Raw genomic sequence first — 17,112 nt, 5'->3', positions numbered from 1 at the left:
CTGGGTTCGACGTGGTAAAAGCAGCCGTTCTTATCCCACAATCAGACCAGCTTGCCATAAACGCTGGGAAAGGAGTTCGAAATGCAAAATGCTTGCCTTTTGGCTTCTAAGGCTTCAATCGATCTTTATGCGGTTACTCTCATACATATTCTCTGTCCTCGCAGTTGGGGCAGTGGCTGCTGCCGCGTTTCAGGCCTCTTACAACTACTTCCAATCACAGGAGTTGGCCGAAGCAGATGGGCGACTATCGCTCTATCAGAGCTCTGTTTACAGCGAGTTGGATCGCTTCTCGCATCTCACTTATGTCCTGGCGCGGGATCCGCACGTTATTCAGGCCGTTGAAGGTTTGAGGTCGCAGGACCTCAACACAAGGCTTGAGGATTTTGCCCTGCGAGCCGGGCTTGAAGCCATCTATCTGATGTCCCCAACTGGATTGACAATTGCTGCGTCGAACCATCAAACCGAAACCAGTTTCATTGGGCAGAACTATGCGTTCCGCCCTTACTTCCAGCAGGCGCTTCAGGGGCAGAAAGGCCGCTTCTATGCCATTGGGAGTACTACAGGCTTGCCTGGATATTTCATTGCAGACCCGGTTCTGAACTCGACTGGAAAGATAGGGGGGGTCATCGCAATAAAGATCGGCTTCACTCAGCTAGAGGGCAGTTGGCGCAGATCCGGAGAGCAGGTCCTTTTGGCTAACCAGGATGGGGTGGTCCTCATGGCGTCCAACCCGGAATGGCTCTATCAGGTTCTGGCACCGCTCTCTCAGGGGCAGAAAGACAAGATACAAAAGGCGCGTCAGTTTCCTGGCCAACCACTGCAACCATTGGACTGGGCACCGATGGAAGAGGGCTGGGCCAAAATTGGCACCGCTGAGCGTTTACATTTGAGTATTCGGGATCTGCCGCATGGCTGGCAGCTGCACTATTTTGCCAGCGACGGACGTGCCCTGGCGCGGAGTTGGTTGGTAACCGCTTTGGTTGTTTTTATCGCCGGTTTAGCCGTGATCAGCATTCAGTTCCAACGCGCACAAAGAACCGCGCGTGCCCTGGCAAGGGCGGAACGGGAAGAAATCCAGCTGCGCCGGTCCAATGACCGATTGGCAAAAGAGATCGAAGTGCGCCGCACCGCTGAGAGACGGCTAGAGCGCACGAGGGATGAGTTAGAGCGAACCAGCCGCCTGGCCGCCTTGGGGCGGTTGGCCGCTTCGGTTACCCATGAGTTGGGGCAACCCATTGCCGCTATGCGGAACCATCTGGCCGCTGCCGAGATATCCCAGCCGGAACCATCAGTTTTGAGTGCCAAGATCAGTTCTTTGGTTGATCGGATGGAAGGGATCACGCGCCAGTTGAAGTTTTTTGCCCGTTCTGATCACGAAGAAACTGGAGCCGTAGATCTGAACGCCGCCCTGCAAACCTCGTTGACACTAGTTGAAGGCAATCTGCAAGAAACCCGCACCAAGCTGACGTTGGAGCTAGCGGATCAGCCCATTCTGATAGCCGGCAGCCGACTACGGGTCGAGCAAGTGATGACCAATCTTCTGCGCAATGCCATTGATGCCTCTGAGGAGGAAGAGACCCCTCAAATACAGGTCAGCAGTGGGATGGACGCTGGTGTTGCTTGGTTTGAAGTCAGGGACAATGGCCATGGTCTGGGGGATGCGGCTCTTGCCGATTTGCAAGAACCCTTCTTCACGACACGAGCGAGCGGGCGGGGAATGGGCTTGGGATTGGCGATTTCTGCGGGGATCGTCAATGATCACGGTGGGCAAATGGAAGCAACAAATCTGCCCGAAGGTGGGGCTCGGTTCCGTGTGACCTTTGCGGTCCCCATATCAGAGGAAGAAGGATCAGTATGAGCGCGCAGCAAGATTTTAGTATCCTGGTCGCCGATGACGACAAGGCGATGCGGCACTCCCTTGCTGAGCTTCTCGAAGTTGCTGGGTGGCAGTGCGAAACTGTTGCTCGCGGGGCTGATGCTCTCAAATTGCTACAAGAACGCCCTTTTGATGTTTTGCTGTCTGACGTCCAGATGCCCGGAATGTCCGGATTGGAGCTGCTGAGCCATCTGAATTTGGCCAAAGACCCGCCCTTGGTCCTGATATCAGCGCATGGTGATATCCCCATGGCGGTTCAGGCGATGCAGGACGGGGCTTATAGCTTTGTCGAAAAACCCTATGAGCCGCGCCGCCTGCTAAGCATTCTCGCTCATGCCGCTGAGCAAAACCGGATGCGCCAACGCAATAACCGTCTCAAAGTCCGGCTTTTTCAGCTCTCGGGTCTTGATAGGGTTCTCTTGGGTCACAGCCCAGCGGTTGAGACACTCCGGCGAGATATTTTGGATCTTGCTGATGCCTCTGCTCCGGTTCTAGTCTTGGGTGAGACGGGAACAGGCAAGGAGCTAGCAGCACGGGCTTTGCACGACCTCGGCAGCCGTCCGGATGGGCCCTTTTTGGCCCTGAACTGTGCGGCCCTCTCGTCTCTCAGTTTCGAAGAAGAGATGTTCGGTGTGCACGGTGGATCTGTTGGGCGATTGCAGGCCGCCTCTGGCGGTACTTTGTTTCTTGATGAAATCTGCTCCTGCCCCTTGGAGGTTCAGGCAAAGCTTCTACGTGTTCTTGAGGAAAAAGAGATCCTGCCGGTTGGGGCGCTGGATCCTGTACCCGTCGATTTTCGGGTGGTTTCCGCCACGAATGAGGATACTGCGGAGGCAGTCAAATCGGGACAGTTGCGTCAAGATCTTCTGTTCAGGATCAATACGATAACCTTGACCTTGCCGCCTTTGCGGCAGCGGCGCGAAGATCTGATGCTGTTGACGGCACATTTTCTCGAGCATTATGCGCGGATCTATGAGTTCACCGCGCCAGAACCCGAACCTGAGGATCTTGCGGCATTGTTGGCTCACGAGTGGCCCGGAAATGTGCGGGAGCTGCGCAATCTTTGTGAGCGCTATGTCCTATCCTCTCGGCGCGGGGGCAGTACTCTGGCAACGACGTTGGCCGGGCGTTCGGAGGAGCACAAAGTTCCAAGCACTTTGCGTGAGGCCGTCGCCGCCTTTGAGCGTGAGTTGATCAGCAAGGCTATTCGCATCCATGAGGGTAGGATGGAAGCCGCAGCAGAAGAGCTAGGTATCGGACGCCGCACGCTGAATGAGAAGATCGTAAAGCTGGGACTGAATAAAGATACCCTTCTGTAAGGGCTAGCCTTTGCAGGAGAATGCCGCTCTGCGGATTTCCGCAGAGTGACCCTCCGTCATCTCTGCATTTTCTTTCCTAGGCAAAGCAAAAAGCCTGCATGATACTACCATGCAAAGAAACGGCATGTCTCTGGGAGGAACAATCATGCGTAAATATCTGAAAGGCACCGCAGTGGCGGCGCTCTCTATCGCTTTTGCATCTGAAGCCTTTGCAACCGAATGGAATGTCTCGGTTTGGGGTAAGCGCCGTGCCTTTACAGAGCATGTTGAGAAACTGGCGGAACTGGTATCAGCCAAGACCAATGGGGAATTCACGCTCAATATCAGCTACGGCGGGCTGTCAAAAAACAAGGAGAACCTCGACGGGATCTCCATCGGGGCCTTTGAGATGGCGCAGTTCTGCGCGGGTTATCATCGCGACAAAAACCCCACCATCACCGTGCTGGAGTTGCCCTTCCTTGGGGTGAATACCCTGGAAGAAGAAGTTGCCGTCTCTCACGCGGTTTATGACCACCCAGCGGTACAGGCGGATCTGGCGCGTTGGAGCGCCAAACTCCTGATGACCTCGCCGATGCCGCAATACAATATCGTAGGTACGGGTGACCCACGTGATGAACTGGCAGAGTTCAAGGATATGCGGGTGCGTGCAACCGGCGGCATCGGCAAGGCCTTCTCTGCGGTGGGCGCGGTGCCGACTTCGGTAACAGCAACCGAGGCCTATAACGCCATGGAGAGCGGCGTCGTTGACACTGTGGCCTTTGCCCAGCACGCGCATCTGGCCTTTGGCACGATCAATCGTGCTGACTGGTGGACTGCCAACCTCAACCCCGGGACCGTAAACTGCCCGGTGGTGGTCAATACTGACGCATATGAAGCGCTGAGCGATTCAGAACGCGCAGCATTGGACAGTTCAGTCGACGAAGCCATCGCACATTACCTGGCTAACTACGGTGCGTTGTTGGAAAAATGGGATTCGGTTCTGGCCGAAAAAGGCGTTGAGAAAGTTGTCCTTGCCGACAGCGAGCTGGATGCCTTCCGTGCCACCGCCGCAGATCCGATCCGCGCCCAGTGGATCAAGGACATGGAAGCCCAGGGCATTCCGGGCCAGGAACTCTATGACCTGGTCATGACGACGCTGGAAAACACCCGCGCAGGCAACTAAGTCGCGCAGGCTTTGGAGCGGGGTCGAGGGAACTCCCTCGGCCCCGTTTCACATTTAAACTTACAACTAGCGAAAGGTGGGACCCATGGCGGGAAGCGCCGCAGTGCTGGAAGATGGCAGTCTAATCAGCCGCCTCGACCGCAAATTGCTGCAGCTGGAGCAGGTCTTTGCCCTGCTGAGCGGGCTGGCAGTCTTTTCATTGATGCTCTTGGCAGTCATCTCGGTTGGAGGGCGCAATACGATGAACGCGCCCCTGCCTGGCTATGTCGACTGGATCGAACAAGCGATGCCGCTGATCGCCTTTATGGGCATTGCCTATGTGCAGCGCGACGGGGGACATATTCGCATGGATATCGTCATTGGTGCTCTGCGCGGACGCGGGCTGTGGCTATTTGAGCTGATTTCGGTGCTCATGATGTTGGTGCTGATGCTGGCGCTGGTCTGGGGCAGTTGGGCGCATTTCGAGCGCTCCTTTGATTTTTCCGCACCGCTGTGGAGCCGGGACAGTTCGATTGATATCGGCCTGCCGATCTGGCCGGCCAAGCTGCTGGCGCCGGTGGCCTTTTCGGTTCTGGTACTGCGCCTGTTCTTGCAGGTCTGGGGCTATGGGCGCGCGTTGATGCTGGGGTTGGAAGCTCCTGTGGCGGTGCCACTCATCCAGGACGCGGCGGAACAGGCCGCTGCCGAGGCGGAACAGCTAAGCGGTCACGATGATGACGCCATTGGCGGGCGGAGGTAACAGGCATGGAACCAATTGATATCGGCCTATGGGTCACAGGCATGATGCTGGTCCTGGTGGTTCTGGGCATGCGAGTGGCCTTTGCCGCCGGTCTGGCGGGCCTTGTGGGGCTGACCTGGATTTTCTGGGCCAAGTTTGGCTACAACCCAGAGAAATTCGTCAAGGCCGTCACCGTTTCGGTCAAGATCGCAGGTCAGGTGCCCCACTCCAAGGTCTCCTCCCAGGCGCTGAGCCTTATCCCTACCTTCATCCTGATTGGCTATCTTGCCTATTACGCTGGCCTAACACGGGCGCTGTTTGAGGCGGCCAAGCGTTGGATCGCCTGGGTGCCGGGTGGGCTTGCCGTCTCTACAGTCTTTGCCACCGCTGGCTTTGCGGCGGTATCTGGTGCCTCCGTGGCGACCTCAGCGGTCTTTGCTCGCATCGCGATCCCAGAAATGCTGGAGATCGGCTATAATAAACGCTTTGCAGCGGGCGTGGTGGCGGCGGCCGGCACCCTGGCGTCTTTGATCCCACCCTCAGCCATTCTGGTGATTTATGCGATCATCGTGGAGCAGGACGTAGGAAAACTCCTGCTTGCCGGCTTTATTCCCGGTGCCTTTAGTGCAGTGGTCTATGTGGCGCTGATCGTTGGAATTGCCCTTATCTTTAAGAATGTTGGCCCCCCAGTGCGTGGCTTTACCTGGCGTCAGCGCTTTGAAGCCCTTCCTGGTGCCTTGCCGATCATTTTTGTGGTCCTGATCATCATTTGCTTTGTCTACAATCCATTTGGAGGTGACGCCTGGGGCACCCCAACAGAGGGTGGTGCTCTAGGGGCCTTTGTAGTCTTCTGCATGGCGCTCTGGCGCGGCATGCAATGGGCGGAATTCAAATCCGCCCTGCTGGAAACAGCTAAGCTTACTGTGATGATCTTTACCATCATCTGGGGCGTGCTGATCTATGTGCGTTTCCTGGGCTTTGCGGACCTTCCGGGGGCTTTTTCGGACTGGATTACCGGCCTTGAGATGTCCCCTATGGTGATCCTGATCTGCATTCTGCTGGCCTATGCGGTTTTGGGGATGTTCATGGATGCCATCGGTATGCTCTTGCTGACCCTGCCCGTTGTGTATCCAGCAGTGATGGCGCTGAATGGCGGCGAAAGTGTTGCGGCAGTAGACAGTGCTTTTGGTATGTCAGGAACCATGTGCGCCATCTGGTTTGGTATCTTGGTGGTAAAAATGGCTGAGTTTTGCCTGATCACCCCGCCCATCGGCCTCAACTGTTTTGTAGTTGCCGGGGTGCGCGATGACCTGAGTGTGCAGGATGTCTTCAAGGGCGTCATGCCCTTCTTCATTGCAGATGCGGTGACAATCGCTCTGCTCGTCGCCTTCCCAGCGATCGTTTTATATCTGCCTAGGTTGGCTTCGTAATATGATCATACTGACCTAGACGACAAAACGAGCCAAAGGTTGGGGCAGTAACTCGGAGCGTGCGATTCTCTGAGTTGCTGCCCCTTTCTGTTCCGTCACTTGGCGCTGGCATAGTTGTTTCACCAAGAGCAAAGCGTTCAAAGCAGTGCATGGGCGGAGCAGTGCTGTTTAGGCGATCTCTGCACCTGTTCTAGTCGCGAGATGTATAGTCACCAGCCTCAGCCGAAGGGGTGCTTCCCATAGGTAGTAGATCCAGAGATGGGTGCGCGCCAAAAGTGTACCGCTTTGACCTGCCCTTTGCTCCTGTCAGTGGCACATATAGTAGGTGAGATTCCAGGTACCACAACATTATTGACTTTGTTCACCCTTAGTTCTAAATTACTTCTGTGGAAAGTGAAGGGGGACTACTCATGCAAGCAGACCATCCTTATCCCAGTTACCAGCCGATGCCGGTCACGCCACGGCAGTTGGCTTTCGCGCGGAAGATCGCACAGGAACGCAATGCCGTTCTGTCCTGGGAGGCCCAGAAAGATCGCCGCAGCCTAAGCCGTTGGATTGATCGACATCTGAAAGATCCGGTTGCGCAGGTCGATCATCGACCAAGTTCAAAACAGGTAGCTTTTGCTGAGAAGATTGCGCGCATTAAACGCCGCCAGGTCCCGGACGAGTGTTTTCGGGATAAGCACTTAATGTCGCGCTGGATCGACAGCAACAAACCATAGCAGCGCTGAGATTGATACCGCTCCATTTTTAGGAGCTCTGAGATTTTAGCGGGTTGATTGATTCACGTCTGGGTGGCCTAAACCGGTTTATCACTCACCAAGCGCAAGCCAAGGTGGGCTGGTGGTGAACCAACAGCGCATCCACCGCGCGCTGGATCGCGAACCAGAAATGGGATCACAGCTTCATGTTCCCCAGCGACATAGTAGGCAGGGCATTTCTCTTCGTCTAGAGCTTCCCCTTGACCGGTATAGCAGTCTTGGGTCCACTCCCAGACGCTGCCGTCCAAGTCTACAACCCCTTCTGCGCTAGTTGAAAATTGTCCTTTGGTTTTGAGGGCCCGTGGAGTTGTGTTTTCGACTAGATAGGCGGAGGCCCAGGTCAGAGAAGGGTCGGTAAACAATGGATCTGGCTTCTCTGGCATGACGTCACGGGCGGCGTAGTTCCATTCCGTGATTGTTGGCAGGCGAAAACTTCCATTGGTGCGATTATTGATCCAAGCTAAGTATTGCTGCACATCCACGTAGCTGAGGCCCGTTGCAGGCAGGTCATGTTCCTGCCGTCCCTGCGCGGCTCTGAGTTGCAGGTCACACCCCCCATCGGCGTGGCAGGCATTCCATTCAGCCACGGTGACTTCATACTTCTGCAGGTAGAGGGTTTGTCCTCCGGGGAGGATGATGGGGTTCTCAGCCATTATAGGAGAGAATTGGGGTTCAGGGCTGCGCTGCGATAGCGCGACTCCTAGAAGAACTGCCGCACAAGCTGCCCCCAGAACCAGGAAAGAAGGGAGCCCTGGCTTTTGGAACGGCATCTCGACGGCAGCCATTTCTACTCTCCTTAATCAGGTAGCGAATTCACGTGGGGCGACGACCTGTTCCATCAGATTGTTGTCCCATTGCCCATCAACGATGAAGTGCGCAGTTGCACCCAACATGACACCTTCGATCAGATTGTGGTTGACGTAGGCATAAACCCCAGGCTGGTGGAAGGTGTACATGGCTGCCACGGCACAGCCACCACGAACAAACCAGGTTTCCATGCTAGTCATTGGATCATCTGTGAAGGAGCTTTCCCAGACATAGTCGCCATGGCCGCCAATGAGGTGCGGGCGGGAGTCCCGGTTGGCCTGGTTGTGAATCATCAATACGGTTTCACCTACAGCGAATTTCAGAGCATTTTCACCGGTCAGAGCTCCAACAGCGCCATTGAAAACCGAATGGGTTGGGATCAGCCCACGCATCACTTCCAGACTGTCGGCATAGTCTTCGCCTGCGGTCTCATACTTCTTGTAATCACCGTTCTCATCCATCGGCAGATAGTAGTCCTGCTCACCGATATAGGCGATTTTATCATAGGTTAGCAGATTGCCGTCTTTGTCTTTCAGGCCCTCCCGCGGCAGCACCATGATGGCACCGTTCATGCCATGGGTGACGTGATAGGGGATCATCGCTCCGCCTGGCGCGCAGTGATAGGTGAAGCAGCCAGCCTTGGTTGCTTTCCAGCGCAGCACGGTTTCCTCTGCGGGGAAGACATGGGTCAGTCCACCACCACCCAGGGCACCGGTGGAAGAGTGAAAGTCAATGTTGTGCTCCATCTGGCTGTCTTCAGGGTTGCGCAGGGTCAGCTCAACCATGTCGCCTTCATGGCAAATGATCAGCGGCCCGGGAACGGATCCGTTGTAGGTCAGTGCCCAGACTTCGGCACCAGTATCCTCATCCACCACCATCAGGCGTTCCTGAGTTTCCATGGTGATTTCGATGATCTTGGGCCCACCGGTTGCGACCTGCTCGTGCTCTGGTGCAAAGGGGGGAGCAACGAGTTCCTGCTTTACACGTGTATAGCCGCTCAGATCTGCAGGAATGGCATTCGTAGCTGCCTTTTGCTCGGCTGCGGCTTTGTAGAGATTGGCAGAGGCCGCATTGGACTTAACCATCAGTTTGCGTGATGGCGTTGCCATCGCGCCTGCCCCTGCAACCGCTGCTGCGCCTGCAAGCACCGATCCGCGCAAAACGTTGCGACGGCTGGTTTTCATAAGTCCTGGGTTGATAAGCTTGGTCATGTTCCGTCCCTTTCATGTGACATGACAAATTCGAAACCGGATCAGGGAGATCCCTGACATCCTTGCCGGCGATCTAAGAGGCAGAGACGAACCCCGTTGCCTTTAGGCTGTTCGGTCTTGCCACTTCCCTCAAAGCAGCTACCGAACCTGGGTTCGTGATTGCCTTTCAACCGTCTGAAACTAGTCTAGTGGACTAGGGCGGAAAGAACTTTGCGCATGCGCAAACTTAGGCCGGGGAGGTGGGGGGAACGCAGCAATTTTGCGTAAAATGTAACTGTCCAGCAGAAAACATGGTTTGAACGGATGCGTCACTCTATCCTCAGGGAGAGATGTGCCGGTGCGAGTGGAATCAGGTTTGCCCGGTCGGTTTCTCGTTCAATTAGCTGAATTTCAGGCCCAACGAGAATGGGCGAAAACTCCCCTAAACGCGAAGCAAGTGCGAGTTTGATACCTAGCTTTCCCTGTTCGACGGGATCATCAAAAGCGACGGCAGTGACAGTTCCACTTTGTACGCCCCGGCGAACCGAATGGCTTATGTATGTGGAAACCAACTCTGGAAAGACACCGTCAGAATTTGCCGCGAGGCCCATTGCCCCTTCGATAGCTGGCGCTGAGCCGATGAGTATCTGAATGCCCTTGTCAACTTTCAGAGCAGCTTCCACCGCTGCAAGTTGTTGGCGTAAGCCGGTATCAGAACGGCCAACAAAGGTGATTTTGGCGGCGGAATCATCCAGGCCTTGTTGCAGGCCAATTTCTAGCAAAGGTGACCATCCGGATTTTGCGGGCCCAGTAATTAGAGCGGCTTTTACGGGTGGCCCTTCGGCGGGAAATTTCTGACGCAGAAAATGGCCGATGACATTGCCCATTTGCCGCCAATCGACACCGACCGCACCGCTGAGAAAGGGAGAGTTCAGCTCATTGACCAAAGCCACCACAGGCACCTGTGTGGCAGTTGCCTGTACCGCATCTAACAACGCGGGATCATTTGCCGAAACCGCACCGAGCAAAATGGCTGTGGCCTGTCGCGCTCTGCACCGCATGAGCAGTTCAATTTGCTTTTCGGGTCCATAATATCCACCTGACGCAAAAAGGATCACTTCGGCCTGGCTTAGTTTAGCCTGTTCCATCAGGCCGTGACCCACACTTAACCAATATTCGTCTTTGAAATGCGGTACGACAACGCAGATACGCGGCGCGGCTGATGAAGCGGTAACTGGCAGAGTAGATTGCAACGTGCTGACACCGCAAGTGATTGCAGCCAGGACGACCAGGGCATAGGCTCGCGCTATGCAGCGTAGCCGTTTCGACCAGCAGCTCTTGCGAGTCTTTTCCTTCATCTTGGGCCTTTCCGTCCTGGTGTGTCTCATTGCGCTTTTAGCAAGCTGGTATCTTTCCGGGCGTCAGCGCACCTTGATACAGAGCAATCTACCTGCGGCCTCCATCGCCCGGAACATTTCAGACAAAAGCGCTTTTCTATCTGTCCTTGCGCCATCTTTTGATGAGGTTGGGAATTCCGAAGACCTGGAGAGTTTGGTTCTTTCTCTAAAGGGGCAACTAGAGGCGTTGAGCGATGACTTTTTGGCACTTGGTGAATTGACCTCCAAAGCGGAAGCGGGAAACGGATCAAGGATTGTTGAGGACCTAGGGCAGACCGTAACACGGCTAGCCGCAACCACGCAAAAACGCCTGTCTTTGGGAACGGAATTGCAGCGACGCGTGTCTGAGCGTGCGGTCGAAGTCTCTGAATTGCAAGAGATCCTGGCAGCTGAACTGGACCTTGCCAGAGTGCGCGTGACGGCGACGATTTCAGATCTCTATCAGCAATCCGGTGAAAGGTCCCGTGTCACATTGGATGCATTGGCGGATCGCGATTTCTTTGCTCATGATCGGCAGGTCGAACTGGGGAGCGCCTTGGATCGCGTGGGGTTGCGGTTGCAGCAGATCGAGGCCCAGACCACAGGCGCGCGGTTGGCAAAGCTTCGCAACCTCTTTGGGCAGGACTTGGAGCTGGCTCTTGCAAGGGTGCACTATCTCAATTCGAAAAACGCGCGGTTGCGAACTGAAGAGATCATTTCCCAACTGCTGGGGGAAACCGCTGCAAATGGCAGCTTCCAACTGCAATCGGGACTCACTCAAACGGCGCAGGAACTGGATTCACTTCTTGTAACCATCCAACGGCAGGCCGCTCAGCTGTCCGAACTCTCCGCACAGCTCTTGTCACAGCTGAGCGAAGCCGCGCTTTTGTCCCAGAACCGAACGGAGCAATTGTCCCGTCGGATCATCGTGGGCTTGGTGCTGGTTCTTTTAGGAACACTCATTTCGGCAGGATTTGCCTGGGGGATGGCCCGCCGCAGGGTTGTTGGCCGGTTGCGACGGGTTGCTGATTATATTGAAACCCTTGCCCAAGAACAGTTCGACAAGGCGATAACGGTCAGCGGGGAAGACGAAATTGGTGAGATGGAGAGGGCGCTGGATGTGCTTCGTGTTCATGCAGCGCGGGCCAAGGAGCTGCGTGGACAGCTGGAGGAGGCTGTTCGCCAGCGAACAGGTGAGATCGTCAGCGAAATGAAAGCGCATGACAGCGCGCGTGCTGAAGCAGAGGAGGCCAATCGGGCGAAATCGGAATTCCTGGCAATGATGAGCCATGAAATCCGCACGCCACTCAATGGTATCATCGGTATGCTGCGTTTGTTGGAGAGCGAAAGCGGTGCCCAGCCTCCAGCCCGTCTCCTCACGGCAAGAAGCTCAGCCGAGCAACTTCTGGGACTGACCAATGATTTGCTGGACTACGCTGGCACAGAACAAAAGCAGTTAAAAAACGAGCCGGTGCATTTTGATCTACGTGCCATGATTGGCTATCTGGGTAGCTATCTTTCCGTCAATGCAGAGGCCAAAGGCCTGTCGCATGGGGTGACTGTGCCAGCAGAACTCCCCCCTGCCCTGCTTGGCGATGCGGCCAAGATCCGCCAGATCCTGGTTAACCTGCTGTCCAATGCTGCGAAGTATACGGAAACAGGTCGTATTGATCTGGAGATCGATCATGCCCTTGATTTGGAAAAAGGCGGTCACGTCTTGTCTTTTGCGGTACGGGATACTGGCATCGGCATAGCCGCAAAGGACATGGACTATATCTTTGACGCCTATGGGCGCACCAGCCGCAGTCAGACTGCAGGGATTCAAGGGATGGGATTGGGTCTGTCCATTTCTCGGCGTCTGACAGAGATCCTGGGCGGGCTTCTCAGCCTGGAAAGCAAACCCGACCAAGGATCCTGTTTCACACTCACAGTTCCGCTTCAGCCCGGGGATCTTTCCAAATCAGTTCAGCTTCAGGAAGCACCCGTTCATGCGGATCTGGGTCACGAAGTTTTGCTGGTCGAAGATAATCCGGTGAACCGCATGGTTGCGCGCGGCTATCTGGAGCGGCTTGGCTGCCAGGTGACTGAGGCAGAAGATGGTGAAACGGCTCTGGAGCTGTGCAAATCTGAGCGTTTTGACGTGGTGCTTTTGGATCTCGATCTGCCTGGCATTCAAGGCGATGAGGTGGCGCGACAGCTGCAATGTTTCTCCGTTCCAATTCCACGACTGGTTGCCCTGACTGCGCATCACTTGCAGGATAGCCAGCAGGAACGTGAGCGGCTTTTTGTTGAACGAATTCTCACCAAACCGATTTCACCACGTTTGTTACGTAGAGTGCTTGAAAACAACGAACCCGTCAGGCAAGCGGCTCTAGCCGCTGATAGGCCTGCAACCCAGCCGGAGATGTTTGGTCGAACGCGCGCCAGCCTTGAAGATGATATCGACGAGCTGGGTGCAGAGCTGACCAGCAGCATCTTGGAGGAGTATCTGCAGCAGTTGGAAGCAGGTTTACTCGATCTCAGCACTGCAGCTGGCAAGAATGACTTGAAAACCACAGCAAGGCTGTCTCATCGCCTCAAGGGAGCTTCTGCCAATTTCCACCTGACAGAGCTCTGTGATCATCTCGCTTGGATCGAAACCGCTTCGCGGGAGGGAGTAAGTGCCCAACTTCAACTTCTCGAACTGAAGAAGAAAGCCGCAGAGGTGCAATTGGGCCTCAAAACGTTGGCAGCAGAACTAGGGCTTCAGCTGGGATCCTCCGCGAAGAGGTAACCTTCGCCATGGACGGTGATGATCCAATCCGGTTGTGAGGGGTCTTCTTCGATTTTCTTGCGCAATCGCCCTACCAGAACATCAATTGTCCGATTGTCCGGCGCCCACTGGCGATGCTGGATCAGTTCCAGCAACCGATCTCGCGACAGGATTACTCCTGGATGCTTGGCAAAAGCATACAGCAATTCAAACTCTGCACGTGTCAGGGATTCGATGGCGCCATTCGCATCTTCAAGTCTCCTGCGTTGTCTATCTAGCCGCCAGCGTCCTATTTGGGCCGCGGGCTCAGGATCTGGAGTGGCATTGCGGATCTCGGCAATTCTTGCCAGCAGGTTCTTGACCCTGGCAAAGAGCTCCCGCTTGTCAAAAGGTTTGGTGACATAGTCATCTGCCCCCATTTCTAACCCGACAATACGATCGATCTGATCGTCCCGGCTGGTCAGCAGGATGATCCCGGCATTGTTTTTCGCGCGCTGCTCGCGGGTGATGGTCAGCCCATCCTTGCCTTCGAGGTTGATATCCACCAGCAGAAGGTCAGCAGGATCGCGCGCCAGGATCTCTTCCATGGCAGCCGCGTCCTCAGCCTCGCTCACGCGGTAGAGCTGCTTCTTCAGCGATCCCGCAAGGCGCCGCCGGGTCACGCTGTCGTCTTCGACGATAATGATGTGCTGGCTCATGCTCTTTTCGCTCCCGCCACCTTTGAAGCTTGAAATAGGCCGCTCTGCTCCTGTTCAGTAGCCATTTTTACATTCTTTTACAAACTCGCACAGACCATTCATGCCTGCCGGAAGACTGGTTAACATTCCCTCGTTAAGCTTGAGGCAACGCGCAAGAGACAGAACCACTGATTGAACCACGGAGGCTGACATGTCATTCGCCACTCCTACCCGCCGCTCCTTCTTGCAAGGCGGTGCCGCAATGTTCGGCGCCACCGGCCTCATGGGCTCCACCGCCCTTGCATCCATCGACCCCAACTCCTTTGCTGGCCGGACCTTCCATGCCAGTCACTTCGGCCCTTTCGAGGCCGTGGTGCGCGACGGCAAGCTGGTCGGTATCAATACAATGATGGAACTTGATGCCCGCCCTACCGAGATGCTCAGCTACGGTGTCATGGACCGGACCTATGACAAAACCCGGATCAACTATCCCATGGTGCGCAAATCCTATCTGGAAGGCTGGGAAAGCGGTGCCATCAGACCAGAACTGCGTGGTAAGGAAGAATGGGTCAAGGTTGATTGGGACACCGCCTGGTCCTTGGCGGCCAAGGCCCTGCTGGATACCGCAAGCAACCACGGCAACGAAGCCATCTTCTCTTCCTCCTATGGCGGTTGGTCCAATGCCGGGGTCTTTCGCCCCAATGTTTTGCAAGGCCGCTTGCTGAACCTCATGGGCGGTTGCACCAATACCCAAGGCGACTGGTCCGCAGGCGCCAGCCAGGTCTCGCTGCCGCATATCATTGGCGATATGGAAGTTTATTCCGCGCAATCTGCCTGGGAGACTATCCGCGATAACACCGAGGTCTTTGTGCTGGTCGGCTGCGACCCGATCAAGAACAACCGCGTCGAGTACCGTGTCGCCGACCATGGCATGTATGCCCATTGGGAGGAAATCCGCGACAACGGCGTAAAGTTCATTTCGATCAACCCGCAGCGCACCGCCACTGATGAATACCTGAAAGCCGACTGGATCAAGATCATCCCCAATACCGATGTCGCCCTGTTCAGCGCTATGGCGCATGAGGTGCTGGCAAACGGTTGGCAGGATCAGGCCTATATGGACAAATACACAGTCGGCGCGGACAAGTGGATCGCCTACATTAAGGGCGATACCGACGGCACCCCCAAGACGCCGGAATGGGCGGCTGAAATCACCGGCATGGAGGCGACACAGATTCGTGACCTGGCCAAACTGCTGGCACAGTCCAAGACTGAGATCGCCGGCGCCTGGTCATTGCAGCGTGCACAGCACGGTGAGATGACCCACTGGGCCATCATCAACTTTGCCGCGCTGACCGGCAAGATCGGTAAACCAGGCCAGGGTGTCGGTTTCTCCTGGCACTATGGCAACGGCGGTATGCCCCAAGGTGGCAATGCTACCCCTGTTGGCATGTCCCAGGGCCGCAACTGGGTCAAGGGTGTCGTGCCCGCCAGCCGGATCACCGAAGCGCTGGAGAACCCCGGCAAGGAGGTCTTCTACAACGGCAACCTTCACACCTATCCGGACATCAAGGTGGTCTTTAATGCTGGCAACAACTTCATGTCGCACCAACAGGACACCAACCGTCTGATCCGCGCCTTGGAAAAGGTCGAAACCATCATCAGCGTCGATGTCTGGTGGACCGCTGCCACCCGTTGGGCTGATATCGTCTTCCCTGCCGCCACCACTTTGGAACAGGATGATATCACCTCGGGTGGCACCTATTCGAACGATCGCGTCTACGCGATGAAAAAGGTGATTGAACCCATCGGCGACAGCCTGCCCGACTATGAGATCTTCGAAGGTCTCGCGGACAAACTTGGCCTCTGGGCGCAGTTCACTGATAGCGAAGACAAGATGTATCACATCAAGCTCGCCTTTGAGAAATCCACTGCGGCCAAAGATACCCCTTTCGAGGAGTTCTGGGAGAAAGGCTATGCCCTGATGCCGGTTCCGGAAGCAGCCCGTAAATGGACCCGCCACGGCGCCTTTTATGACGATCCGGAGGCCAACCCACTGCATACCTCATCCGGCAAGATCGAGATGTTCTGCGAAGACATTGCAAAGATGAAAATCGAGGATTGCCCCGGCATGCCCATGTGGATGGAAAAGCACGAATATCTAGGCAATGCCAAAGAAGGCCAGCTGCATGTGGTCTCGCCGCACCCCTGGTTCCGCCTGCACAGCCAGATGGCCAACTCCGAGCGTCTGCGTGACCTCTATATGGTGCAGGGGCGTGAGCCGGTTCGGATCAATAGCGAAGACGCCGCAAAACGCGGCATTGCGAACGGCGACCTGGTCGAGCTCTACAATGAACGCGGTACCGTGATTGCAGGCGCCGTTGTCAGCGAAGGCATCATGCCAGGCGTGATCTCGATCTATGAGGGAGGCTGGCCACAGCTTGACAGCAAGGGACGCTGTAACTCAGGGCTGGTGAACTTCATCACCTCGACTCAGCGGGCTTCTGGCCTGTCGGAAGCAACAACCGCCAATACCGTGCTGGTCTCGCTACGCAAATGCGAAGATCCGGAAGGGCCGAACCTTGCATATGATCCGCCAGCGATTATCGACGATATGGAGATCGCAGAAGTCGATGAAGACAAGCTGGGCCTGGGGCGCCTGGAGGATCTGACTGCCTCCCTTTATGCCGATATGGCGCCGGGTGAAAAGATCTTCTACGAGCGCTGCACCGTCTGCCACGGCCCGCGCGAGGCTTCTCACTTTACCCAACAGCAGTGGAAAGGCATCACCCCCTCGATGTTCCCGCGTGCTGGTCTGGATGAACAGGAAGCCGAAATGGTCATGGACTTCTTGATGAAGAATGCAGCTGACGCGCATTAAACCAGCAAGCAAAGTTTTGGCGGCTGGCTACGTGCTGGCCGCCCCCAAAAATCTCTTCTGGCCGGGAAAGGCGCTGTCTCATTGGCTCCCCTGACCTCCCCTGTGGGAAGGGAATGAACAAATGGCTCTTGGCTCTTGGAAGAGGCCTGCTCTCGTGGGTCTC

12 protein-coding genes are annotated in these 17,112 nt (G+C 55.7%); 8 read left to right on the top strand and 4 right to left on the bottom strand.

Annotation, left to right across the window (positions count from 1 at the left end):
• Window positions 1-127 precede the first annotated feature (127 nt).
• The 6 genes from RSK20926_RS19650 (at window position 128) to RSK20926_RS19625 (ending at window position 7,227) form a co-directional block, all read left to right on the top strand.
• Entirely contained in the window at window positions 128-1,858 is a 1,731-nt protein-coding gene (locus RSK20926_RS19650) for a sensor histidine kinase (protein WP_037255958.1), read from the top strand.
• Complete coding sequence (locus RSK20926_RS19645; protein WP_008209420.1) at window positions 1,855-3,195, top strand: sigma-54-dependent transcriptional regulator; 1,341 nt, start codon at window positions 1,855-1,857, stop codon at window positions 3,193-3,195. Before RSK20926_RS19650 ends, RSK20926_RS19645 begins: the two co-directional genes overlap by 4 nt.
• Before the next feature lie 145 nt (window positions 3,196-3,340).
• On the top strand, window positions 3,341-4,357 hold the full coding sequence (locus tag RSK20926_RS19640) for a C4-dicarboxylate TRAP transporter substrate-binding protein (protein ID WP_037255956.1): 1,017 nt from the start codon (window positions 3,341-3,343) through the stop codon (window positions 4,355-4,357).
• Window positions 4,358-4,442: 85 nt separating this feature from the next.
• On the top strand, window positions 4,443-5,096 hold the full coding sequence (locus RSK20926_RS19635) for a TRAP transporter small permease subunit (protein ID WP_008209418.1): 654 nt from the start codon (window positions 4,443-4,445) through the stop codon (window positions 5,094-5,096).
• A 5-nt stretch (window positions 5,097-5,101) separates the two neighbouring features.
• A complete protein-coding gene (locus RSK20926_RS19630; protein ID WP_008209415.1) occupies window positions 5,102-6,505 on the top strand; it encodes a TRAP transporter large permease in 1,404 nt (467 codons plus the stop codon).
• Between the two features lie 410 nt (window positions 6,506-6,915).
• Entirely contained in the window at window positions 6,916-7,227 is a 312-nt protein-coding gene (locus RSK20926_RS19625; RefSeq protein WP_008209414.1) for a hypothetical protein, read from the top strand.
• 77 nt (window positions 7,228-7,304) lie between these two features.
• Here RSK20926_RS19625 and RSK20926_RS19620 read toward each other — a convergent pair whose 3' ends face one another.
• The 3 genes from RSK20926_RS19620 to torT form a co-directional block, all read right to left on the bottom strand.
• Window positions 7,305-7,919 (bottom strand): formylglycine-generating enzyme family protein, encoded by a 615-nt coding sequence (locus RSK20926_RS19620; protein ID WP_008209413.1) that lies wholly within the window; start codon window positions 7,917-7,919, stop codon window positions 7,305-7,307.
• A 147-nt stretch (window positions 7,920-8,066) separates the two neighbouring features.
• A complete protein-coding gene (nirK, locus tag RSK20926_RS19615; RefSeq protein WP_008209412.1) occupies window positions 8,067-9,284 on the bottom strand; it encodes a copper-containing nitrite reductase in 1,218 nt (405 codons plus the stop codon).
• A gap of 308 nt (window positions 9,285-9,592) precedes the next feature.
• On the bottom strand, window positions 9,593-10,621 hold the full coding sequence (torT, locus tag RSK20926_RS19610; RefSeq protein WP_157133188.1) for a TMAO reductase system periplasmic protein TorT: 1,029 nt from the start codon (window positions 10,619-10,621) through the stop codon (window positions 9,593-9,595).
• Between the two features lie 73 nt (window positions 10,622-10,694).
• Here torT and RSK20926_RS19605 point away from each other — a divergent pair, with 73 nt between their 5' ends.
• Window positions 10,695-13,412, top strand: a complete 2,718-nt coding sequence (locus tag RSK20926_RS19605; RefSeq protein WP_198136600.1) for an ATP-binding protein — start codon at window positions 10,695-10,697, stop codon at window positions 13,410-13,412.
• On the opposite strand, the gene RSK20926_RS19600 is transcribed toward RSK20926_RS19605, so the two are convergent.
• Window positions 13,385-14,089 carry a response regulator gene (locus RSK20926_RS19600; RefSeq protein ID WP_008209407.1) on the bottom strand — a complete coding sequence of 235 codons (705 nt, stop codon included), beginning with the start codon at window positions 14,087-14,089 and terminating at the stop codon, window positions 13,385-13,387. The two genes, RSK20926_RS19605 and RSK20926_RS19600, sit on opposite strands and share 28 nt — an antisense overlap.
• A gap of 190 nt (window positions 14,090-14,279) precedes the next feature.
• Here RSK20926_RS19600 and RSK20926_RS19595 point away from each other — a divergent pair, with 190 nt between their 5' ends.
• Entirely contained in the window at window positions 14,280-16,949 is a 2,670-nt protein-coding gene (locus RSK20926_RS19595; RefSeq protein WP_037255927.1) for a molybdopterin-dependent oxidoreductase, read from the top strand.
• Window positions 16,950-17,112 lie beyond the last annotated feature (163 nt).

This window comes from Roseobacter sp. SK209-2-6 (genome assembly GCF_000169455.1).
GTDB lineage: Bacteria > Pseudomonadota > Alphaproteobacteria > Rhodobacterales > Rhodobacteraceae > Pseudophaeobacter.
The sequence above is the reverse complement of the archived record's forward strand: the minus strand, read 5'-3'. Positions and strand labels throughout refer to the sequence as shown.